Source organism: Xylanibacter sp., assembly GCF_057607445.1.
Genome location: NZ_DBLZAX010000002.1, coordinates 196,939 through 218,002, shown reverse-complemented (window position 1 = coordinate 218,002; position 21,064 = coordinate 196,939). Strand labels below are relative to the sequence as shown.

The 21,064-nt window shown below is 46.0% G+C and carries 16 protein-coding genes; 1 reads left to right on the top strand and 15 read right to left on the bottom strand.

Annotated features, from left to right (window positions below; all coding sequences use genetic code 11):
- Positions 1 to 127: 127 nt before the first annotated feature.
- The 12 genes from ACZMIG_RS02870 to ACZMIG_RS02815 all read right to left on the bottom strand — a co-directional run bounded on the left by ACZMIG_RS02870 (position 128) and on the right by ACZMIG_RS02815 (position 15,987).
- The gene (locus tag ACZMIG_RS02870) at positions 128 to 952 is read right to left on the bottom strand and encodes a DnaJ domain-containing protein (protein ID WP_487889024.1); all 825 of its coding nucleotides are present in this window, start codon (positions 950 to 952) and stop codon (positions 128 to 130) included.
- A 317-nt stretch (positions 953 to 1,269) separates the two neighbouring features.
- Positions 1,270 to 2,373 carry a DUF3276 family protein gene (locus ACZMIG_RS02865; protein ID WP_418873953.1) on the bottom strand — a complete coding sequence of 368 codons (1,104 nt, stop codon included), beginning with the start codon at positions 2,371 to 2,373 and terminating at the stop codon, positions 1,270 to 1,272.
- Positions 2,374 to 2,603: 230 nt separating this feature from the next.
- Positions 2,604 to 4,940 (bottom strand): TonB-dependent receptor domain-containing protein, encoded by a 2,337-nt coding sequence (locus ACZMIG_RS02860; protein ID WP_418873952.1) that lies wholly within the window; start codon positions 4,938 to 4,940, stop codon positions 2,604 to 2,606.
- Between the two features lie 241 nt (positions 4,941 to 5,181).
- On the bottom strand, positions 5,182 to 6,969 hold the full coding sequence (locus tag ACZMIG_RS02855) for a fibronectin type III domain-containing protein (protein WP_125104502.1): 1,788 nt from the start codon (positions 6,967 to 6,969) through the stop codon (positions 5,182 to 5,184).
- Between the two features lie 683 nt (positions 6,970 to 7,652).
- The gene (locus ACZMIG_RS02850) at positions 7,653 to 8,255 is read right to left on the bottom strand and encodes a thiamine phosphate synthase (RefSeq protein WP_487889023.1); all 603 of its coding nucleotides are present in this window, start codon (positions 8,253 to 8,255) and stop codon (positions 7,653 to 7,655) included.
- 150 nt (positions 8,256 to 8,405) lie between these two features.
- Positions 8,406 to 9,176 carry a sulfide-dependent adenosine diphosphate thiazole synthase gene (locus tag ACZMIG_RS02845; RefSeq protein ID WP_021853457.1) on the bottom strand — a complete coding sequence of 257 codons (771 nt, stop codon included), beginning with the start codon at positions 9,174 to 9,176 and terminating at the stop codon, positions 8,406 to 8,408.
- Between the two features lie 174 nt (positions 9,177 to 9,350).
- Positions 9,351 to 11,051 (bottom strand): phosphomethylpyrimidine synthase ThiC, encoded by a 1,701-nt coding sequence (thiC, locus tag ACZMIG_RS02840; RefSeq protein WP_021853458.1) that lies wholly within the window; start codon positions 11,049 to 11,051, stop codon positions 9,351 to 9,353.
- A 7-nt stretch (positions 11,052 to 11,058) separates the two neighbouring features.
- Positions 11,059 to 11,697, bottom strand: coding sequence for a thiamine phosphate synthase (locus ACZMIG_RS02835; RefSeq protein WP_418873950.1), 639 nt, complete (start codon positions 11,695 to 11,697; stop codon positions 11,059 to 11,061).
- Between the two features lie 12 nt (positions 11,698 to 11,709).
- The gene (gene thiD / locus ACZMIG_RS02830; RefSeq protein ID WP_418873949.1) at positions 11,710 to 12,546 is read right to left on the bottom strand and encodes a bifunctional hydroxymethylpyrimidine kinase/phosphomethylpyrimidine kinase; all 837 of its coding nucleotides are present in this window, start codon (positions 12,544 to 12,546) and stop codon (positions 11,710 to 11,712) included.
- Positions 12,547 to 13,005: 459 nt separating this feature from the next.
- On the bottom strand, positions 13,006 to 14,313 hold the full coding sequence (locus ACZMIG_RS02825; protein ID WP_021853461.1) for an MFS transporter: 1,308 nt from the start codon (positions 14,311 to 14,313) through the stop codon (positions 13,006 to 13,008).
- Between the two features lie 27 nt (positions 14,314 to 14,340).
- Positions 14,341 to 15,198: a zinc ribbon domain-containing protein gene (locus ACZMIG_RS02820; RefSeq protein WP_021853462.1), complete on the bottom strand. Its 858-nt coding sequence runs from the start codon at positions 15,196 to 15,198 to the stop codon at positions 14,341 to 14,343.
- Between the two features lie 3 nt (positions 15,199 to 15,201).
- The gene (locus tag ACZMIG_RS02815) at positions 15,202 to 15,987 is read right to left on the bottom strand and encodes a Nif3-like dinuclear metal center hexameric protein (RefSeq protein WP_021853463.1); all 786 of its coding nucleotides are present in this window, start codon (positions 15,985 to 15,987) and stop codon (positions 15,202 to 15,204) included.
- A gap of 349 nt (positions 15,988 to 16,336) precedes the next feature.
- Between ACZMIG_RS02815 and ACZMIG_RS02810 the strand changes: the two genes are divergently transcribed.
- On the top strand, positions 16,337 to 17,809 hold the full coding sequence (locus ACZMIG_RS02810) for a Na+/H+ antiporter NhaC family protein (protein WP_487889022.1): 1,473 nt from the start codon (positions 16,337 to 16,339) through the stop codon (positions 17,807 to 17,809).
- A 370-nt stretch (positions 17,810 to 18,179) separates the two neighbouring features.
- Here the strand turns inward: ACZMIG_RS02810 and ACZMIG_RS02805 are convergent, their stop codons facing one another.
- The 3 genes from ACZMIG_RS02805 to ACZMIG_RS02795 all read right to left on the bottom strand — a co-directional run bounded on the left by ACZMIG_RS02805 (position 18,180) and on the right by ACZMIG_RS02795 (position 20,947).
- A complete protein-coding gene (locus ACZMIG_RS02805) occupies positions 18,180 to 18,758 on the bottom strand; it encodes an outer membrane beta-barrel protein (RefSeq protein ID WP_021853465.1) in 579 nt (192 codons plus the stop codon).
- A 377-nt stretch (positions 18,759 to 19,135) separates the two neighbouring features.
- Entirely contained in the window at positions 19,136 to 19,819 is a 684-nt protein-coding gene (locus ACZMIG_RS02800) for an outer membrane beta-barrel protein (RefSeq protein ID WP_418873948.1), read from the bottom strand.
- 135 nt (positions 19,820 to 19,954) lie between these two features.
- Positions 19,955 to 20,947 (bottom strand): hypothetical protein, encoded by a 993-nt coding sequence (locus ACZMIG_RS02795; RefSeq protein ID WP_487889021.1) that lies wholly within the window; start codon positions 20,945 to 20,947, stop codon positions 19,955 to 19,957.
- Positions 20,948 to 21,064: the final 117 nt, after the last annotated feature.

The window sequence follows — 21,064 nt, the reverse complement described above, 5'->3', positions numbered from 1 at the left end:
GACAAACACCTAATTCATTTTTTAATGGTATTTGTCCGCTCTTTATTATATATCTAAACTGCACAAATAAAAGTTGGCAGATTAGCCGTTCTGTGTAAACATGAGAATATTTAACAGGCTAAAACTTCTACATTCCCCTTGCCTTAAATATCTTTTCTTTAGCCTCATTGATTTCCTGGAATTTCTTCTCTGCCGCACGCCTGATATCCTCGCCAAGCGCAGCTACACGGTCTGGGTGATGCTTCAAGGCAAGATTACGATATGCCTTGCGCACTTCATCGTCTGTCGCATCAGGCGATACGCCCAACACAGCATAAGCATCTTCCAGTGTGTCTTTTTGCAGATTCAACATTGAGTCAAGATCTTCCATATCCATGCGCATATAGCGAACGCACTCTCTCAAAGCCGAAATTTCCTCATTTGGCATAGAACCGTCTGCCCTTGCTATCATTACGAGGAAGTTTAGCAGCTGCAAACGCTGACCATAGTCGAGATTCATAGCTATCTGCTCACAGCTCTGACGTATAACATCCCTGAAAGCATAAGGATTTGTGGCATTCAGTCTCTTCTGCTCGTCAAATAGGCGCAGAAGTATGCTGTTGCCCTGCTCTACGGCCACTTCACCGAAGTTTGCACGCAAGAACTTCCGCACAAACTCCATCTCGCGGTGCATCACCTTGCCGTCTGCCTTAATAATATACGACGCCAAAACAAGCAGAGAGAACAAAAAACTGTTGCGCTGCCCCTCATAATATTGCTGTTCGCGCGTCGCGCTGCCAAAGCCCTGACGGCCGGAAGAAGTACTTCCGTATCCGTTTTTGGGCTCTCCGTCTTTGTTTACCGCATTAATTCCATAATCAAACAAGGCTCCCAGTGCCACTCCTGCCAAAGCTCCGAGCGCACCGCCGGACATAAAGCCCAATATGCCGCCTATCCATTTTCCTGCTGCCATAAATTTCTGTTTTTTACGTTTAAAGCGCCATGCGAGTCTAATATACAAGACAAGATGTCTGACATATAGTCACAAAAGCGCCATTATAATTTCATTTTTAGTATATTTTCCCTTATGCAAATATAATGCAAACGGAGGGCTGAACAAAATAAATTTATTTAATTAAACCCAAATCAGGCTGTATATCGCGGATATATCGCCATAAACGCTCATGTTTACAAACTTTTTGGATGCTACATGCCTGAACCATGGAAAATTCTGACGAGTATTACCAACACCCGGCTATCGCCTACATCAGGCATTTTTTTGCCTCTTTATCAGCTTATTATGCGCCAATGGCGGGCTGCATCAATCACTACGTCAAAAAAAGCCGACAACTCCGTGACGCAAAATCCTATCGTCTGACGCCTGTGTCCCATTGTCAGCAGCTCTTTTTCCTGAGTCATCATACACATTTTCATACCTTCTGACATGACCATATTCAGACTTATGTCACCGCTTGCCGACCTTACCACGATGTTTCTGTCTAATTTTTCATCACGCTCCACAGTCCTTGTCACATAGCCTATTGTATCATAAAACGCCCTGAATTCGCTGCGGTCCATGAATATTTTGTTGCGTTCATACTTTCCGTCTGCCGATTTTGTACTTTGAGTAAGTTTGATATAAACATCCTTTCCGGCCTCATTAAAATCGAAAAATATCGTGCTGTAACCCAAATCGAGCCTGCGGCTCCACTGTCCTACGCCATTATCAGCCTGTCCTGCCACTGCCCTGCCACCTTGACTGAATCCATTGGAAACATTCTGATTTACAGAAAAACTACGTCCGTTATACGAACGTCCGCCCTGCAAACTGCTTTTTTCGCGCTGAGAATCATCGGGAAAACGGCGTCCGGCATACGAACGTCCACCCTGTTGCGGTAACGGTTCCTTAGTTTTCGCCCTATTGTCTTGATTGCCTACAAGGTATCTCACATTGCTGTATCCGGCCAAACCGCGCTCCAGATTGCCGCCTTTTGAGCAATATCCGACTATAATTTCGTCAGCAAGAGCCATCATCAGTGCGTTGCGGTCGAATGCCGAGCGGGCGCATACCGTATGCACCTCAGGCCCACAATGGCTTATTATCAGTAGCCTGCCACTGCCCAAAGCCTCGCTCACCGGCTCGCTCCACTGCTCATGCATCGCCTCTGCCAGCACCAATATTGCCGGAATTTTTCTTTCAAGCAATGATGAAAACACGTGTTTTTCCATTGGCGACTGGTCGCCGCACATTACGCAAACCTTATCCGGTTGCAGGGTTGCTATCCATCTGTCCACAGCAGCCTGAAGTCCAGACGGCTCCTTTCTCGAGCAGAAAAATGCCATTTTTCGCAGCTGCATAATATTTTCGTTGCCCAGTTTACTTCTTATTTCCATGTTTTTAGTTTTGTTCTCAAATTCAAGGTTATAGTATAAAATCCAAGCAATAAGCCTAAAATTAGTCCCGGTTTTATACCGAAATGCAGATTATCTTATACTAAGATTTATGCAAATATACAAAAAAACGGCATGCCACGTATAAAAACTGATGCCGATTAATGCCTTCAGGCAATAAAAACATCATAATCTTCATACGCAGCATGCCGTAAAGTCAACACACTTGCCGTCTACATACGGCTTTTCTGGCTCTGTCCTGCTCCCGTGCCCTTATATTTGCTCTTGTCAACATTAAACTTATAGCGCACCGTAAGGCTAACTCTGCGCTGAGCCGGAGCGCCCCAAAGCGTCTCGCGCATGGAGCCATAAAACATGGTCAAGCGCTGGCGTGAGGTCTTGAATAAGTCCTTTACTTGCAGCTGCACCGTAAGCCGGTCTTGCATAAATGCCTTATATAAAGACATATCTGCCCTGAAAGAAGGCTTCCGCATGTACACATTCTCGTCACCTCCACGTGTCGTATAGCGCATATTTAGCGAAATACGGCATATTTTAGTGTCTAATGTGTTGTCAAAACGGAATGTTCCAACGGGATTGTCGAGCGGATTATGCCCGTGAACCTGCATGGCGAACCACTGCTTCTGCACGCCGAGCATAAGCGACGGATGCCACACTCCAAAAGTCGGACTTATATTAAGCGAGGCGTACATCTTGTCGTACGACTCACCGTTTACCTGCCTGAAAAGCACCACCGACGGGTCATCTCCGTAGGGTTCGCTGTGCTCTATTATCGGATCAATTACATGCGACCATCCTGCATTCAACATTATCCACTTATATGTAAGCGCCAAATTGACGTTGTTTGACCTCGACGGCAGCAAAAACGGATTACCGCCCTCATAAGTGTAGCGATTATCGTAGGTTATGTTGCTGCGAAGCTGGTTATAAGACGGCCGGGATATGTCTGACGCATAGCCCAACTGAACGCCAAAGTCGCCAAACATGCCCGAAAGCGACAACGAAGGAAAGATATTGTTAAACACACGGCTCTGCTCGCCCACATACACTCCGTCGTCATAATAGTCGAAATCTACATTCTCATACCTCACTCCGGCCTGCATGCTAAACGGCCCAAAATGGCGGACATATTCAACAAAGGCCGAAGCCATACCCTCTTCTATACGGCTCTTGTCGTCTTCGAGGACGTCTGCCGGAAGCACGCCATAAAGAGTCTTGCGCACCGAATAAGAATACTCTCCGCCAAAAGACAAGGTGCCGCCAAACAGCGGAGACGTCAGCACCAGCTTTGACGCCACAAGATTGTTACGGCCGTCTGACGAAGTGCTGACCTGCTGGTTTACAGGTTCCTGTCCTGTTTCCTGATAGTCCTCAACTGTCGTCATGTGTCTTCCCGTCTTGCTCCAATACCAGTCAGCATTAAAGTCAACACCCAACTGACCTATCTTTCCGACATAATATAAATTTCCCTGCAGCGTTGTGCCTTGTCCTGACGCGATATAAGAGCTTAAAAGCTTTTCTGTGAGCAGATCGTCCTTAACGACACTCGATTTCATATATCCCGAAGCGTTGTCCCACGGCATGCGATACCAGCTAAGGCTTGCCCCCAGCGAATGATTTTCGTTGAACATATAGCTCAGCGCCAGTCGTCCATATATATTCCTTTTTTTATATACCTGGTCAAGCGAACTTGGCTGCCGCCATGTCTTGTCAAGATATGTTATCTGCTCCAGCTGCTTCGGGTCAAGTGTGTTAGTTCTTGATATGTTGAACGTTCCACCTATATCGAGGCCTCCGCTGCGCCAGTTCATGTTTATGCGCTCCTGCCCCGAGGCATAGCCTCGCTCTTTAAGTTCACCCGACAGTCTGTTGTCAAAGCCAAAGCCCTCGCCAACGGCCTTCTTGGTGGTTATGCGTATAACCGACTTGACACTTGCGCCATATCTTGCACCGGGATTTGTTACAACCTCAACAGACTTTATATTGTCCGAACTAAGGCGTTCAAGCTCCACTTTGTCGAGCATCTTGCGCCCGTTTATATAAATTTCGGGCTCTCCGCGCCCAAAAACCTCTATTTTATCGCTGTTTGCCGACACGTTTGGTATGCGGTCGAGCAGATCTTCCATGTTTCCTGCCGTCTCCAGCACCGTCCCCACCACGTTTGTCACCATGGCATCGCCCTTCAGCCGTGTCTTCGGCATGCGGCTCCTGACCACCACCTCGCCAAGCATCTGCGTGTCTTCTTGCAGACAGATGCGGCCCTCATCGTCAGTTCTGTCGGCATAAACGGTCTTATATCCCACACCCGAAACGCGCAAAAGGCGTCCTTCTGGCGGAACATCGAAACCGAAACGACCAATGCTGTCGGTCATAACGCCCGTAACATAAGACGAATCAGGCAGCGACAAGGCCACCACATTTATATATGGTATGCCATTACCATGCGCATCCACCACCTGTCCGCTGACGTTCTGTCCTGCTGCCGTTAATGTCATCAACGTTGCCGGAAGCAGCATCATCCGCTTTATATCAACACGTATCTTTGTCATATGTTATGCTTTTTTTACTGAAAATCTTTAACCTCAAACAGCATTTCTGACTTTTTAAGGCTGCAATGCTTTTGATTTTTTCACTTTTAAGACGGATAAACCATAACAAACGTTGCACGGGCAAGCTTATATTTATTTTTTTTAACAAATACAGTTAAAAACTATATAAAACAACTGAACGTCTGCCGATGAATTACGGCAGACGTTCAGAAAGACTATTATGTATAACAATGACGGTAACTTATTCAACTATCACCTTTCCGTAGTAGCTTTTGTTGCCTTTTATGGCCTTAACAATATACAGGCCGCTGCCCATTGCATTAGTGGCAATTGTTGTTCCTGTATAGCGTCCGGCCAATGCACCGTTAGAAGAATATACCTCAACGCTCTCAGGTTCAACACCTTTAATAACAATCTGCTTGTTGTCAGAGTCGTTATAAATCCTTACGGGAGATGTCTCTGCCTTAGAAACGCCCGTAGAGCTGCCTTCTTCCTTGATAATCTTGAACGAATCAAACAGTGTTGCGCTGCCTGCGTCGTTAACGGTGTATGTGCTTACAAATATCGTGTCGGCCGTTACTGTAACGTCGCTGAATGTAGGTTCGCCTGTCTGACCGAACTTTCCAGAGAAGAGTCCCCAGTAATTGTCAACTCCATGAGCCGAATATGCGTCAATCATAGCCTGTTCGTCGCGCGGCTCATACTTCTTCTTGCCGGCAGAATTGTTCAGGAAGTACAGAGTGCCTTCGTTTACGTTGAACACACCGCCCTGCTTTCCTGTCATATTCTCACGCACTCCGCCGGGAACAACGGTCTCAACCTCTTCTACGGCACCGTCTACAAGAGTCTTTGTCAGGTTGTTAACCGGGCCGATAACTTCGTAGATATGGTCGTGGCCCTGCAAGGCAACGTCTATATGAAGCTCGTTGAACACGGGGAGCATGTTTTCACGTACAAGACGTCCGTCGCTGTCGCTCTGGTGCGACTGGCTGCCTGTAAACATGTTCTTATGGAATGTGGCAATGCGCCATTTAACGTCTTTATGCTCCTCAACCTGCTTTCTCATCCAGTCGGCAAGGGCGTCAAAGTAGCCTTCTTTCTTGTAGTCCTCGTAGTTTATCACCATAAACAAGGCGTCGCCCTGAACAAACGAATAGACTGTTCCTTCCATTGTAGTGGGCACGGCCGAAGTTGTGTTGAACGTGTTGTCTGTGTTAAAGTGCCATGCAAAGTTGCTGTTTGAACTTGTATCGTGGTTACCCTGCGCAACAACCAGCGGATAGTTCATCCAGATATCCTGCATTGTGCTGAACCACTGCTCATATTCCCATTCAGAGTTGTTGGCTCCTGAAGTTTCAACCAAGTCGCCGTTCACCAGTACAAACTTGGCATCGGGCACCATCTTCTGTGCTGCATGGGCTGTTTTCTGAGAAACATCAAACATGCCGTCATTCTGTGCCTGGGTGTCTGTTATATAGATGAACGAGAATCCTTCTTTCTTGTCGTATGACTCGGCTGCTGTGGTGAAGTGGCCAATCTCGCTCCAGCCCTCCTCGTTACCAACACGGAACGAATAGGTTGTGCCCGGTTTCAGGTCTTTTGCCAGAGCCTTATGACTTGTGTATGAGCGCTTTGTGTTGGCCTCAATGCCTTCCACTCCGTTTTTGCTCGTCACGTAGTTAAGGTCTTTTACATCAGCAGAAACAGCATCAATTGTGATGTCGGGCTTGCTGAAATCTTCTACACTTGCGTCTGCCTTCAAGACAATCTGCACCTTGCCTGTCTTCACAGAACTGTTGGTAAACCAGGCAAAAGCCATACGCGTAGTAGGATCTCCGTTAAGTGTCATGTTGATGCTGTAAGGCTGACTTGCCGACTGCATTTCTGCCATGAGGCGTGTCAGACGTGTCCATGACGGAACGGTGTAGTTGTCCTGATTCAAACTGATTTCCTGTGCTGATGCTGACAGCATACCGGCTGAAAGGAATGCCACAACTACGCCAGACTTGATTGTGTTAGAAATTTTCATAAATAATTTTGTTTTAATGAAACATAATTAAATTTTCGTATGCAAAATTATCAGTATGGTGTTTCATCTTTCTTACAGCATAACTACGAGTTTGCAGCAAAATAATTACGAAAATAATACACCTAAAAAGCCCATATTTTAATGTACACGTAAGAGATTTTTATTAAAATGAAATAAAATCAAGGTTAAGTTACGATTAATATAACAGGACGGACAACAACACCAGCAAATAATCTTCGGAATATGTCTTTCCGCAGAATTTTTATGACTATATTTTTACTCAAAGCGAAAAGACGCTCAAAAATCGAAAGTTTTTACCATAGAAACACTTTCGATTAAATATCAACTCAATATAATTTACATGGTTTGTTAAGCAAACGACAGCCATTTACTTTCAAACTGTTAGTGATAGAGTTACGGGTCATAACTCTATCACTTTTGATGCAAAAGTGGCCGCTTTTCAGGTCGTAAGTCATAGGAATTTTTCTGATAAAACGGCTTGATTTAAACCTAAACCTGTGATTAGGGTACGAAAAGATGCAGACAAGCTAAAGAAAACAGCTATATATACAACAAAGAAAATGGCGCAAAAACTTTTGCCAACAGCAAAGAAACGACAAAAAAACAAAAGCCATAACTACGCGCAACAGCCTGTAGCCATGGCTTTTATCGGCAAAACAACATCAATGCTGTCTAAAACATTCTCTTATGCTGTGTAAACGTGCGCAAAGTTGCGCTTCGCTCAGTCCGGCCATACTGTTGATACAGCCCAGCATTGCCGCGCCGCCGAAATTTAGAGACTTCAGATAGTGTATCTTATCCGGCGTAACACCGCCAAGAGCCACAACCTTATTGTCCAGGATGCCCTGTTCTGATGCCAGACGGAGCGTTGCATCAGTGAAGGCTGAGGCATATCCCTGCTTTGACACGCTGTCGAATATCGGGCTGAGAAATACATAATTGCAGTTATCTTTGTGCTGTTTTACCTCTTCAAGAGAATGACACGAACGGCTGACATGACCGCTGTAACCTTCGGGCACAATGTTTCGGCGCGCGTTAAGGTGTATTCCACGCAAACCATAAGGCTCCGCCAGTTCAAAGAAGTCGTGAACTACAATATGCGAACGGTCTTCTGCCGACAGCTCTTCAAGCAGGCGCGCACATTCAGCAGCCGATGCTCCGGGTTTACGCAGATGTATTATGTCAACGCCGTTGGCCAACAGACGATGAAGAAACGTGGCTTCATCTGATAAAAAAACGGGAGAAGTAACTACAATCCAAAGCATTGTTTAAGCAAAAATGAAAAGCAAAAAGTAAACAAAACGAATTTAGGCGTCTGTCTGCACTGGCAAAATGCCTTACGGATACACCTTATTATATATAAGGGGCTATGAAGTCCGGACAAAAAGCCGCTACTTCATAGTCCCACACCAAAACTATTTAAGTTTCTTGATAATCAGTTCGGCAACCTTCTTGCCCGACATGAGCATACCGCCGAAGATTGGTCCCATACGGGGAGTTCCGCTTACGGCAGAAGCAGCCATACCGCAGACATAAAGTCCGGGATAAATCTCCTTTGTGCCGTTAACCACCTCATTCTCGCCTGAAACCACGTCGAGCGAGCGCTCGCCGATAACATCACCCGTATCAGTTGCAAGGCGTATGCCGTTCTTGCGCGCTACAGTCTTGCACATCTCGCTGTCATGGCCTGTTCCGTCGATAACACACTTTGCCATAATGTTAATCGGGTCTACATGCATACCTTCACGCAAAACCGGAGTCCAGTTGACAACAACACCGCTGACAACATTGTCCTTAAACACAACATCCTCAACAGAATAGCAGTTGAATATTGTTGCTCCGGCATGAACGGCCTTATATAGCAGTGCAGAGGTACTCTCAACAGAATCCATCACAAACAGGTCTTCGTCGTAGCTCTCAAAGTTGATGTCAAAGTCTTTCACGATTTCGATGGCTTCTTTCTGCACGACAATCTGATTGAACATCATTGCGCCGCCCCACATACCGCCGCCGGGAGACAACTTGCGGTCGAACTGGGCAACTTTAAGTCCGGCCTTTGCCAGATAATATGCGGCAACAATGCCTGACGGACCTCCGCCTACAATGGCTACATCGAGGTCAAGATTACGTTCCAACTTGCTGAAATAGGTACTGATAATACCCTGTGATACTTTCTTTTCTATCATTTTGTTTTTATTTTTTATATAGTAAATTTCTTATTTTCAATGAGTTAAGTATTTCCTTTCTTCATGCTTCATTGCGCTCATGCAAGCAAGGCATAACGGCATGACAGGCACATATACAGCCTGTCATACTGCTGCGCAGACAGCTTAACGCCGAGGCATTAAAGCCCACAGACATTAAACGTCGCACTCGCCTTCTTTTATCGTCTGGCTTATACGCATGGCGCAGAAGTTAGGACCGCACATAGTGCAGTATTTTCCGCCCACATGGTTGGCCGTCTTGTAGTATTCAAGCGCACGCTCAGGGTCAAGACTAAGGTTAAACTGGTCTTTCCAGCGGAACTCATAGCGTGCCTTGCTCAGCGCATTGTCGCGCACAATGGCACCGGGATGATGCTTTGCCAGATCGGCTGCATGTGCAGCAAGCTTGTATGTCACCACGCCCACGCGTACATCGTCACGGTCGGGCAAGGCTAGATGCTCTTTCGGCGTTACATAGCACAGCATGGCAGTGCCTAGCCATCCTATCTGAGCCGCACCGATGGCACTTGTTATATGGTCGTAGCCGGGCGCAATGTCAGTTACCAACGGGCCGAGCGTATAGAACGGCGCGTTGTGGCACTTCTCTATCTGACGCTGCATATTCTCAGGAATCTTATCCATAGGCACATGGCCAGGACCTTCGATAAATGCCTGAACATTCTTTGCCCAAGCACGCTCCACAAGCTCTCCCATCGTGTCGAGCTCGGCAAACTGGGCGCGGTCGTTGGCATCATAGACACTGCCCGGACGCAATCCGTCGCCAAGCGAAACGGCTACGTCATATTTAGCCAGAATGTCGCAGATATCATCAAAATGCTCATAGAGGAAACTCTCTTTCTGATGCATCTGGCACCACTTTGATATAATGCTTCCTCCACGGCTAACCATACCTGTCATGCGGTTGTCGGCAAGATGTATGTTCTGCAGACGTATACCGCAATGGATGGTGAAATAGTCAACTCCCTGCTCACACTGCTCGATAAGCGTGTCGCGGAACAGCTCCCAAGTAAGGTTTTCAGCATGGCCGTTAACCTTCTCCATGGCCTGATACATAGGCACGGTGCCCACGGGCACAGGACAGTTGCGCACAATCCACTCTCTTGTCTCGTGAATATTTGCTCCTGTAGACAGGTCCATCAGCGTGTCGCCACCCCACTTGCAGCTCCACACAGCCTTCTCAACCTCCTCGTCGATGCTCGAAGTTGTGGCCGAATTACCTATGTTTGTGTTGATTTTCACAAGGAAATTGCGGCCTATAATCATAGGTTCTGCCTCGGGATGGTTGATGTTTGCAGGAATTACGGCGCGTCCGGCGGCAATCTCGCTGCGCACAAACTCAGGAGTGATGTGCGTTTCGATGCCTAGTTCCTTGCAGTTCATGTTCTCACGTATGGCTACATACTCCATTTCGGGGGTTATTATGCCCTGCTTTGCATAGTAAAGCTGGCTCACCTGGCAGCCCTCCTTAGCCCTGAGAGGCAGGGCTATATGCTCAAAGCGGAGAGAATCGAGCGAGTGGTCATCACGCCTCATGCGTCCGTATTCAGACGAAATCTCCTTCAGGCGCTCCACTCCTCCACGCTTCAGTATCCACGGTTCGCGCAATCGCGGCAGACCTTTGCGTACATCAGTGGCAACGTCAGGGTCGCTGTAAGGACCGGAAGTATCATAAATATACACAGGAGGATTAGGACGCTCCGTGCGTTTGTCACCATCAACGGTAACCGTGGGAGTCTGCTTTACGACACGCATGCCCACACGAATGTCGGGAAAGAGTTCACCCTTGAGGTAAACTTTCTCTGAACCCGGATAAGTTATTCTTACATTATTTTCCATAAATATATTATAAGGTTTGTTCTTTTTGATTTATCAGATCTGCTATACGGCGCATCTCGCTGACCGGATCAGCGGCACGCAGGATGCTTCCGCTAAGGGCTATGCCCGTAACACCTGCACTGAAAAGGTCAGGAATGTCGTCGTAGCCAATGCCGCCAATAGCTATCAGCGGCAGGTTTATTCCTCTGTCGTGCATCTGCTTAAGCAGACGTCTGTATCCGTCGAGCCCGAGAATGGCAGCAAGATTCTTCTTTGTAGTAGTGAAACGGAACGGGCCACAGCCGATATAGTCGGCACCTTGGGCGGCAAGACGGCAAATATCGTCGAATGTGTTGGCCGTTCCACCTATTATATAATCAGGACCTAAAATCTTTCGCGCCTCGTCCACCGGCATGTCATTTTTGCCAAGATGAACGCCATCGGCACCAACACGCTGCGCCATCATCACATTATCGTCAATGACGAACGTGGCATCATAGCCGGCGCAAAGACTCTTCACCTGCAATGCTGCCGCTTTGAGCTCTGCCTCTGTAGCATCCTTCATGCGCAGCTGAATCCAGCGGCATCCGCCTTCAAGAGCCATTCTGGCAGAGTCGACGTAAGTATATTTGTCAGTAAAATGTGTGATAAACTGAAGTCTGTTCATATCTTTTTGTCTTTATTCTTTATCAATTACGATTGCCGGCACAGGACTGAAAAAATGGTTCAAGGGGCCTGTTCCATCACCTATTATTATATCTGCTCCTGCCGCAAGCGCAGAAGTAAGATAACGTTTAGCCTCGCCTACAGCCTCAACAAGACTATTACCGCGGGCAACAAAAGCGGCAATGGCAGACGAAAGTGTACAGCCCGTGCCGTGAGTGTTGCGGCTCGCTACAGAAGGAGCCGAATATTCATTTAAGGAGATGTTGCCGTCAAGGATGCTGAAAAGCATATCTGTCTTTACACAGCCCGATGCATGACCGCCCTTTATCAGTACGGAACGAGTGCCATAATCAAGGATGGCGCGTGCTGCAGCCTCCACATCATTAGCAGATACAGACGGCATGCCGGTCAGCACTGAAGTTTCAGGAATATTAGGAGTGAGCAGATCTGTCATGGGCAACAGCCTTTTTTCAAGCAAAGTGAGTGCATCTGAACTCATGAGCATCTTTCCGCTGCTCGAAACCATGACAGGATCGACAACAAGAAAATGCGGACGGCAGTCTGTCAAGGCATTTATTATGGCATCCAATGTTGCTGCATCGTTAACCATACCTATTTTAACTGCATCGGGATGCAAGTCTTCCATGACTGCCACAATCTGGTCGTATACCACCTGTGCGGGCACGGAATGAACATACTTAACGCCCTTGGTGTTCTGTACGGTTATGGCTGTAACGGCAGCCGCGCCGTAAACTCCAAGCGCAGAAAAGGTCTTCAAGTCGGCCTGAATGCCTGCACCGCCGGACGGATCTGAGCCAGCCACAGAAAAAGCAACGGGATAACGCTTCATAAAGCAGCCCTCCGCAGCATACAGCAGTCAGCACCCGACTTTACGGGCATAACGCACAAAAAAGAAATAAAAGTCATACTTAAATCTCCTCTTTTAAGATCAGTCAACACTCTCAAAAGCAGGTGACGCGGAATAACCGCCATAAAAGAATTGCATCAAAATCCCAGCGTCGGCATTATCCGTACTGGTTCAATGTGTATAATCTCAGACACGGCAGCCATAAGGCATGCCGGACACCACCTTTTGAGTACATTGCAAAGATAAGACAAAATAACGGCACAGCCAAACTTTTGCTGTCTTTTTTGTGTGCATTGATATCGTTCACGACACAGAAAACAAAATTATCACTACTGAATCCCGGGACAAGCCGCAAAACAAAAGCCGCAAGACTGATAACAATCTTGCGGCCTACAGACTTAAAAAGTCTCAATTTATTACTATGAAAAACGATTTTCACATTTAATCTACAGGGATGTCCTTGTTGACATTCTTACATCCGAGCAGAGCATAATAAAGAAGGTATGCCAAAGCTACAAGCGGCACGATATAAGAAATCATGTAGCCGGCCTTGTCGGCAATGAAGTTCTGCAACAGCGGCAGTACACCTCCACCAACAACCATCATCATGAATATGCCTGAAGCGGCAGCAGTGTATTTGCCAAGTCCTTCCGTAGCAAGATTGAAAATACTTGCCCACATGACAGACGTACACAATCCGCAGAGCACAAGCAGCAGAGCGCTGACAGGCACTGTTACCATTGTGAACGAAGAACCCGTAAACACAGGCATAGACGTTGTAGAAGTCTTAGACGAGAACATTGCCACCAACATGAGCACGATAGCCACGAGCGATACAGTGATCATCATGGCGCGGCTTGAAACCTTGTCGGCAATGAAACCGGCAACGAAACGTCCTACAAGCATCAGCAGCCAGTAAGTTCCGGCAACAAAACCGCCTATGGCAGCAGCATCGCCAACAACTCCTGCACCCTTCGACGTCGTGTCAGAGATATAGAAGTTGAGAGTGCCTGGGATACCAATCTCTATTCCAACATAAACAAAGATACCGATTACGCCCAATACGCAATGGCGGAAAGCCCACGGACTATGTTCAAATACGGTGTCTTGTGTAGCCTTACCCATCTCCGGATCAGCTATCGGTATGAACGAAAGCACGATAAACGCACCGGCAAACACAGTCATGGCAATGTAGAGCACGAGGTTTACATCGCTTATGGCAGTGTCTTTAGTAACTGTACCTACCAAGGCGCCCACCAGCATAGGTGTCAGCGTTCCGGCAAGCGAGTTGAGCGTTCCTCCGATAAGGTTGAGCTGGTTGCCACGGTTGCCGCCTCCGCCAAGGAGGTTGAGCATGGGGTTAACCACTGTGTTGAGCATACATACAGAGAAACCGCATACGAATGCACCCAAAAGATACACCCAGAATCCGGTAAGACCTGTAGGGAAGCCCGACAGATACTGCACGAGCACACCCACAAAACCAACTGCAATGGCCACCATTGCAGTCTTTTTATAACCTATCTTGATAAGCAGCTTGCCGGCAGGTATACCCATAAACAGGTATGCAAGGAAGTTCATCATGTTTCCCATCATGCCTAATGTGTTGCTGCCCATCAGTTCGGGCTGATTCTTCCATATTACGCCAATCGGTGCCGCCAGGTTAGTGACGAACGAAATCATGGCGTAGATAAACATCATAGCTATGATGGCTATGATACGTCCACTTTGTTTATTTGTCTGTTCCATGGTTCTTATTTAATAAGGTATTGCTTTTTATGACAATCTTTCCTCTGGAACAAAATCGTCATCATCCTCTTTCTTCGTAGTACGCTTACGAATTACGCGCTTACGCTTCGGCTTCTCCTCTACAGGCTTTTCGCTCTTAACACCTGCCAGTTCAGGATCAATCATGATGCGTCCGCAATACTCACACACAATAATTTTCTTGTGCATTCTGATGTCGAGCTGACGCTGAGGCGGTATCTTGTTGAAGCATCCGCCACATGCATCACGCTGCACGTAAACGATACCCAGACCATTGCGCGCATTCTTGCGGATACGCTTGAAGCTTGTAAGCAGACGCGGCTCAATCTTCAGTTCGAGTTCCTTTGCCTTCTCCTTAAGCTTCTCTTCCTCAGCTCTTGTCTCGTCCATAATCTCGTCGAGCTCGTTTTTCTTTTCTTCAAGAGCTACACGGCGGTCCTTAATAAGCTCCTCGTTGTTCTGGAGGTCTTTGTTTTTCTCCTCAATCTTAACGTTAGCCTCTCTTATCTTCTTGTTGCAAAGCTCTATTTCGAGCGACTGGAACTCAATTTCCTTGCTCAGTGTGTCATACTCGCGGTTGTTCTTAACGTCGTTGAGCTGCTCTTTATAGCGCTCCACGCTGGCCTGAGCCTCGTTAATTTCAGCCTTCTTCTGTACAACGGCATTCTGAAATTCCTTGATGTCGTTCTTTATTTTCTCAATACGTATTGTAAGACCGGCAATCTCGTCTTCGAGGTCCTGAACTTCAAGAGGCAACTCACCTCTCAGGGCTCTCTTTTCATCGATAGCCGACAATGTGGTTTGCAACTGGTAGAGAGTTTTCAGTTTCTCTTCTACAGACAAATCTGTTGGATCTTTTTTAGCCATATTTTATAAGTAGATTATAGGATTAGTGTTGGTCTTTGTGAGATAAGTCACAACTCCCGGACACGCTTCCTCGATTATTGATTTAAATATTTCGTTAGTATACTGTTCGCTCTGATAGTGACCAATGACGGCAATCTGTATTTCCTGCTCATGGCCGAAATACTCATGATAGTGCATCTCACCTGTGATAAAGGCGTCGGCTCCCTGTGCAATTGCCTCAGGCAGGAGGAACGAGCCTGCGCCTCCGCAGATGGCAACGGTCTTGATGGGACGGCGCAAAAGCTGATTGCACTGCACACACTCGACATCGAACGTGCGCTTCAGCATCAGCACAAAGTCGTCGGCGGCAAGCGCCTCGGGCAACTCTCCTATAACTCCGCTGCCACACTCGATGCCCATAACCGTCTTTTCTGCAAAGAAACGGCAGTCATGAAGCTCCATTTTTTCAGCTATCTTGAAGTTAACACCGCCACGGGCATTGTCCATGTTAGTGTGCATGGAAACCACCGTGATATCATTCTTTAAAGCCTTGGCAACGGCACGCTGCACGTCGTCGGCATAGGTGATGCGCTTCAGTGCATGAAAAATCAACGGATGATGACTCACGATGAGATTACAGCCTAAAGCCACAGCCTCGTCGACCACTTTTTCGGTAACGTCAAGGCACAATAAAGCCCCTGATACTTCCGCCTCTGTCAGTCCTGCCTGCAGGCCGGCATTATCAAAGCTCTCCTGCAGGGGCAGAGGCGCGAAACGTTCAAGGGCGTCAACCACTTCTCTTATTTTCACGCTTTTCAGCCTTTTAAATAATAATAATGTGCAAAGATAGCTATTTTCAGCGGCTTGTCAAAGAGCGGCGCAATTTATTTACATTCTTTAACCACTATTATTCATGATGCGCTTCTGCCCAAATCGTCAACAATGCAGCCGGACTACCTGTTGCTTGTTATACAACAGTAAAAATTCATGACACACGACATGCGTAACATGCCGATTTTTCACACATTTATGTAATTATTTTGCATGTTTATTCTTAAATGAGACAAAATGCACCTTTTTGTTGAAAAACAGAAGTTTTTTGCAGACTTATAGCAGCAGAATTATTACTTTTGCAGCCAAAATTTTCAATAGGTTAGTTATGAACAAAAAGACAAGGATACCAAATCCAATCGTAGCCCTGACTCCTTTAGCCGTTCTCGTGGCCCTGCTGGCCATGGTCATCCCTACCTTCGGGGGCGACGCCCTGCTTGGCGGCAGTCAGGTGTCGCTGCTCATAGCCTCGGCTGTTTGTGTGGGCATAGCAATGATAAAATACAACTACAAGTGGAGCGTGCTTGAGGAAGGAATGGCCAAAAACATAAAGAAGGTTACTCCGGCCATAGTGATACTTCTGCTCATCGGAGCCATCTCGGGCACATGGATGCTCAGCGGAGTGGTTCCCACGCTGATATACTACGGTCTGCAGATTCTCACGCCGCAGTTTTTCCTTGCGTCGTGCTGCATAATATGTGCCATAGTGTCTATCATAACCGGCAGTTCATGGACTACCATAGCCACAATAGGCATGGCACTGCTCGGCATAGGCAAGGCGCAGGGTTTCGACGAGGGATGGATTGCAGGAGCAATAATATCGGGAGCCTATTTCGGCGACAAGATTTCGCCGCTGTCAGACACGACAGTGCTGGCATCGTCAACAACGGGCACAAAGCTGTTTACCCACATACGCTATATGCTCATAACCACCGTGCCGTCGATAATAATCACTCTCGGCATATTTACCGTTGCAGGACTTGTCATGAGCCACAGCGGCAACGAGCAGAGCGAGCTTTTTGCAGGCACGCTGGCACAGACATTCAACCTGTCGCCGTGGCTTCTGCTGGTCCCGGTCATCACGGCTTGTCTCATTCTGGCCAAGCTGCCAACCATCATTACGCTCTTTATATCGTCTGTGATAGCCGGAATATGCATTCTGCTGTTCCAGCCCCACATCCTTCTGCAGATAGTAGACGGCAGCGTTCTCGACTTCGCAACAGGCTTCAAGGCCCTGATGACGTCAATATTCGGAAGCACATCCATATCAACGGGCCACGCCGAGATAGACGCTCTTGTTGCCACAAGGGGCATGCGCGGCATGATGGACACCATCTGGCTGATAATATGTGCGATGTGTTTCGGCGGCGTGATGTCTGCAAGCAACATGATAAGCAGCATAACCAATCTTTTCGTGCGCTTTGTACGCAAGCCCGTTAGTGCCGTGTGCTCTACTGTGGGCGCAGGACTCTTTTTCAATACCTGCACTGCCGACCAATATCTGTCTATCATACTTACAGGCAACCTGTTTAAAGACCTTTACCAAAGCCGCAGACTGGAGAGCAGACTGCTTAGCCGTACTGTAGAAGACTCGGTTACAGTAACATCCGTGCTCATACCATGGAACTCATGCGGAATGACTCAGGCAACAGTGCTTGGAGTAGGCACTCTGACCTACCTGCCCTATTGCTTCTTTAACATACTCAGTCCGCTGATGTCCATCCTTGTTGCCTTCACAGGCTTTAAGATAAAACAAATTATCACGCAGCCAAAAGAAGAGAACTTAACAAAAGTGGCATAACATACCTGAATATTCATTTATACAGACATAAAACAAATGCGACAAAAACTTACCGCTATAGGTCTTTTCGCTTTGAGTATGACCAATGAGCGATAAGTTTTTGCCGCATCAGTAACTTAATTATCTGGATAATTCTAATCACATAAATTATTTTACATATCTTTATATTCTGTCTGTCTTGAATATATCGTTATGCTTTCTGTCATGTCAGAATATATATCCAAGAGTAAAGCAAAGGCTGTTATTGTTGATTTTATATCGGTGAAGTTGTGTATATGGCTACCTTGCTGTTGATATATCCGTCATATGGCTTTCAACTTTCTGCGGTAGTTCCGGCCTTAGATGTGCCGGCTATATCTGACTCAACATATTAGAATGTCAGGCCTATTCCAAAAGAAATAGAGTGCCGTGTGCTATTACTCTTGAAAAATTCAGTTTTATCCATTGCCTCATTATAATAAGCTGTTGTAATATCACAAAAGTTTTTTAAGTCATACGCAATCTGAAAATTCAGTCCGAAATGTCGCATTATCATCCAAGTATAACCAATACCTAATCTTCCCGAAAAGCCGGAGTTGCTATCATCACCCAACTTCAGACCATAACCTAAATCTGTAAACAGATATGCCTGTGGCTGTTTCCTTACTGGTTTATAGCGCAATGTCGCAAACACTGGGTATGTATTAAAGTCAGGTTCGGTGTAACGAGCCAATCCCATGCCTATCCCGACCGACCATTGTGTTGCCACATCGTAGCGCGCAGCGACTTGCAACAAGTTGCCACCCATCTTATACGAGCCTCTATTATACGTATATTCTGCGAAATTTTCAGACAAGCCAAGGCTGTATTGGTAGTCTAAGTCAAAATGTAATTTTGATTGCGCTAAAGCAGTTACAGAAATGAAGCTCGCCACTATTATTGATACAAATATTCTTCTTGTCCGTACCATAGATATAAAATTTAATTAGTTTAATCTTTCTTGATATATATTCCGTTCAAATGATTTCCCGGTTTCCCTGTCAAAATGGTTTCACCGCCAATATTTTTTTCACTTTTTCCCTATATTTATCGGGGTAGCCGTATTTTCACACCATCAACAATGACAACTTTAAGTTGCATTGAACAACTATCATTGATTAACACATACCGCCACAACAACTCACGACAAGAACTATCCGACACATACCCGGCCGTTACCATACAGCCCCATGCCGATAAGTTCCTGTCGTTTCAGAAAATTGCCATAAGGCATTGCCTATCACTGCAATTGTCTTAAATATCCATAATCATGTCAGATATGAATGTGTTTTTGCACTTTTTGTTGTGTCAGAACACATATCCAAGAGTTAGACGCAGACTATTGTTGTTGATTTTATAATAGTCGTCCTGATTAATCAACCCACGCATATATCCGGCTGAAATCACATAATGGTCTTTCACGGTCAGCTTAAGTTCCGCGCTGCAGCCAAAATCCCATCTCTTTATCGGTGATATCGTATATGTGTCAATCCGGCTGCTGGTATATCCGTTGTATGGCTTCCAGCTCTCTGTTATGGTATTAGCCCCAGACGTTCCGCCAATGCATGATACGACATCGCCTTTAAATGAGTCGACACCATAACGCTCATAAAACCCAACCATAGGAGTAAGCGATATGCTGCTGCCCAACCTGAAGGTATAGCCCACTTTCAGAGGTATCTCGAGCGACATTGTCTTCACGTTAACCTCGCTGAACTTCATCTCTACCGGATAGTATTCCGTCAATGCACTGAACTGTCCGTTAGATACAAGCAGGCTTATCCCCGATGCCAAAGCAACATTATTGTTGAATGTATAGGCAACATCACCGCCCACAACAAATCCTGATTTCATCTTTGACTCATCAAACGGAGGATTGTTCTTAGCCGAATACCACAGCAAATCTGTGCCGGCATGCACGCCGAACTTTAATCCTTGAGCGTTAACATGCAGAGATGCAACACATAAAATAAACAATAAAATCTTTTTCATTTTTATTTATTATATTAATATTAGAAACTGTCGCAAAGGTATACAAACGCATACAAACCTGCAAACAGCGCGGACAAAACCAATTTTCGGTAATCACTGAAAATCAATAAGTTACATAAACAAAAGCGGACAAAATCACTTAATTTTGTCCGCTATATCAATAGTTTCTTTATCATTTCGCAGCTTGTTAAGTGCCCTGCTCCGCGTTTTACGATATGCTTCGTCCGAAAGACCAAGCATATACTTTATTATGTTTTCATCCTTACCCATATTGCGCAACACGCAAAACAGTTTCTCCTGAATGGTAAGTTTGCTGCCTTCAAGTTTCTCTATACGATGAACAAAAGTCATGTCTATAACCCTATAGCACTCTATAAGCGATTCGCGTTCGCTCTTGTTAAGTTGAGAAATATTCTCATTGCGCATCACGCTGTAAAGATAATGCAATCCATGCTCTATTTCTTCGAAACGCGACAAATAGTCTTTCAGTTCGTCCTTGCTTACCGAAAGTTTGCCGCTTAGCTCTGTTATAGCAGCCTGCTTTTCACCAATAATGGTCTTTAAAGCCTCTGTCTTTTCTTTTACAGTCTTATCACCGTCTTCCTTTATCTTATTTATTCTTATCTGCATCTGCAGCAAATCGTTTTTCAATGCGCTTATCTGTGCGGCACGCTTACGCAGCCTTCGCCCGGAAACAACAAATGCTGAAAGCACCGACGTAATTACGACAAAACAAATAAAAACTATCATTGTCATTTTGCGCCTTGCAAAACGCCTGACAACCTCTTGGTCATATTTTTGCCATAAATCTGTTGCAAAGTTAGCATTAACAAGTCTGTTAACTACCGTAAATGCCGAATCGCGACGGCATTTCATAATATAAGCTTCCTTAAACTGTCCCTTTGCAGCATAATATTCGCTCAATGAATTGTAAAGCCATACATTAGATTTTGCGTTATCTGAAGACATCAGTACATTTACCAGCGAGAAGGCATCCTTCTCACGACCAGTCTTCAAATATAAATCAGCCAGCAGATTAAGTGAACGCCAGTCGCTACCGCCATAAAGCGACACATTGAGCATTTTCTTTGCAAACCTCATGTCGCCATGCCCAATATGCATCTGCATGAAAGCAATTATAATCCGCAAATCCAATTTTCCGCGAAATCCGAAACGAAGCGTCTGAAAAAAGAACTTCAATCTAAAACGAAGCGTTCAAAAAAAGATAAACGCACAGCAACAAAA

Coding starts and splice junctions, on each gene's coding strand:
- ACZMIG_RS02870 (WP_487889024.1), bottom strand. CDS start 952: ATGGCAGCAGGAAAATGGATAGGCGGCATATTGGGCTTTATGTCCGGC.
- ACZMIG_RS02865 (WP_418873953.1), bottom strand. CDS start 2,373: ATGGAAATAAGAAGTAAACTGGGCAACGAAAATATTATGCAGCTGCGA.
- ACZMIG_RS02860 (WP_418873952.1), bottom strand. CDS start 4,940: ATGACAAAGATACGTGTTGATATAAAGCGGATGATGCTGCTTCCGGCA.
- ACZMIG_RS02855 (WP_125104502.1), bottom strand. CDS start 6,969: ATGAAAATTTCTAACACAATCAAGTCTGGCGTAGTTGTGGCATTCCTT.
- ACZMIG_RS02850 (WP_487889023.1), bottom strand. CDS start 8,255: ATGCTTTGGATTGTAGTTACTTCTCCCGTTTTTTTATCAGATGAAGCC.
- ACZMIG_RS02845 (WP_021853457.1), bottom strand. CDS start 9,176: ATGATAGAAAAGAAAGTATCACAGGGTATTATCAGTACCTATTTCAGC.
- thiC (WP_021853458.1), bottom strand. CDS start 11,051: ATGGAAAATAATGTAAGAATAACTTATCCGGGTTCAGAGAAAGTTTAC.
- ACZMIG_RS02835 (WP_418873950.1), bottom strand. CDS start 11,697: ATGAACAGACTTCAGTTTATCACACATTTTACTGACAAATATACTTAC.
- thiD (WP_418873949.1), bottom strand. CDS start 12,546: ATGAAGCGTTATCCCGTTGCTTTTTCTGTGGCTGGCTCAGATCCGTCC.
- ACZMIG_RS02825 (WP_021853461.1), bottom strand. CDS start 14,313: ATGGAACAGACAAATAAACAAAGTGGACGTATCATAGCCATCATAGCT.
- ACZMIG_RS02820 (WP_021853462.1), bottom strand. CDS start 15,198: ATGGCTAAAAAAGATCCAACAGATTTGTCTGTAGAAGAGAAACTGAAA.
- ACZMIG_RS02810 (WP_487889022.1), top strand. CDS start 16,337: ATGAACAAAAAGACAAGGATACCAAATCCAATCGTAGCCCTGACTCCT.
- ACZMIG_RS02805 (WP_021853465.1), bottom strand. CDS start 18,758: ATGGTACGGACAAGAAGAATATTTGTATCAATAATAGTGGCGAGCTTC.
- ACZMIG_RS02800 (WP_418873948.1), bottom strand. CDS start 19,819: ATGAAAAAGATTTTATTGTTTATTTTATGTGTTGCATCTCTGCATGTT.
- ACZMIG_RS02795 (WP_487889021.1), bottom strand. CDS start 20,947: ATGCAGATGCATATTGGGCATGGCGACATGAGGTTTGCAAAGAAAATG.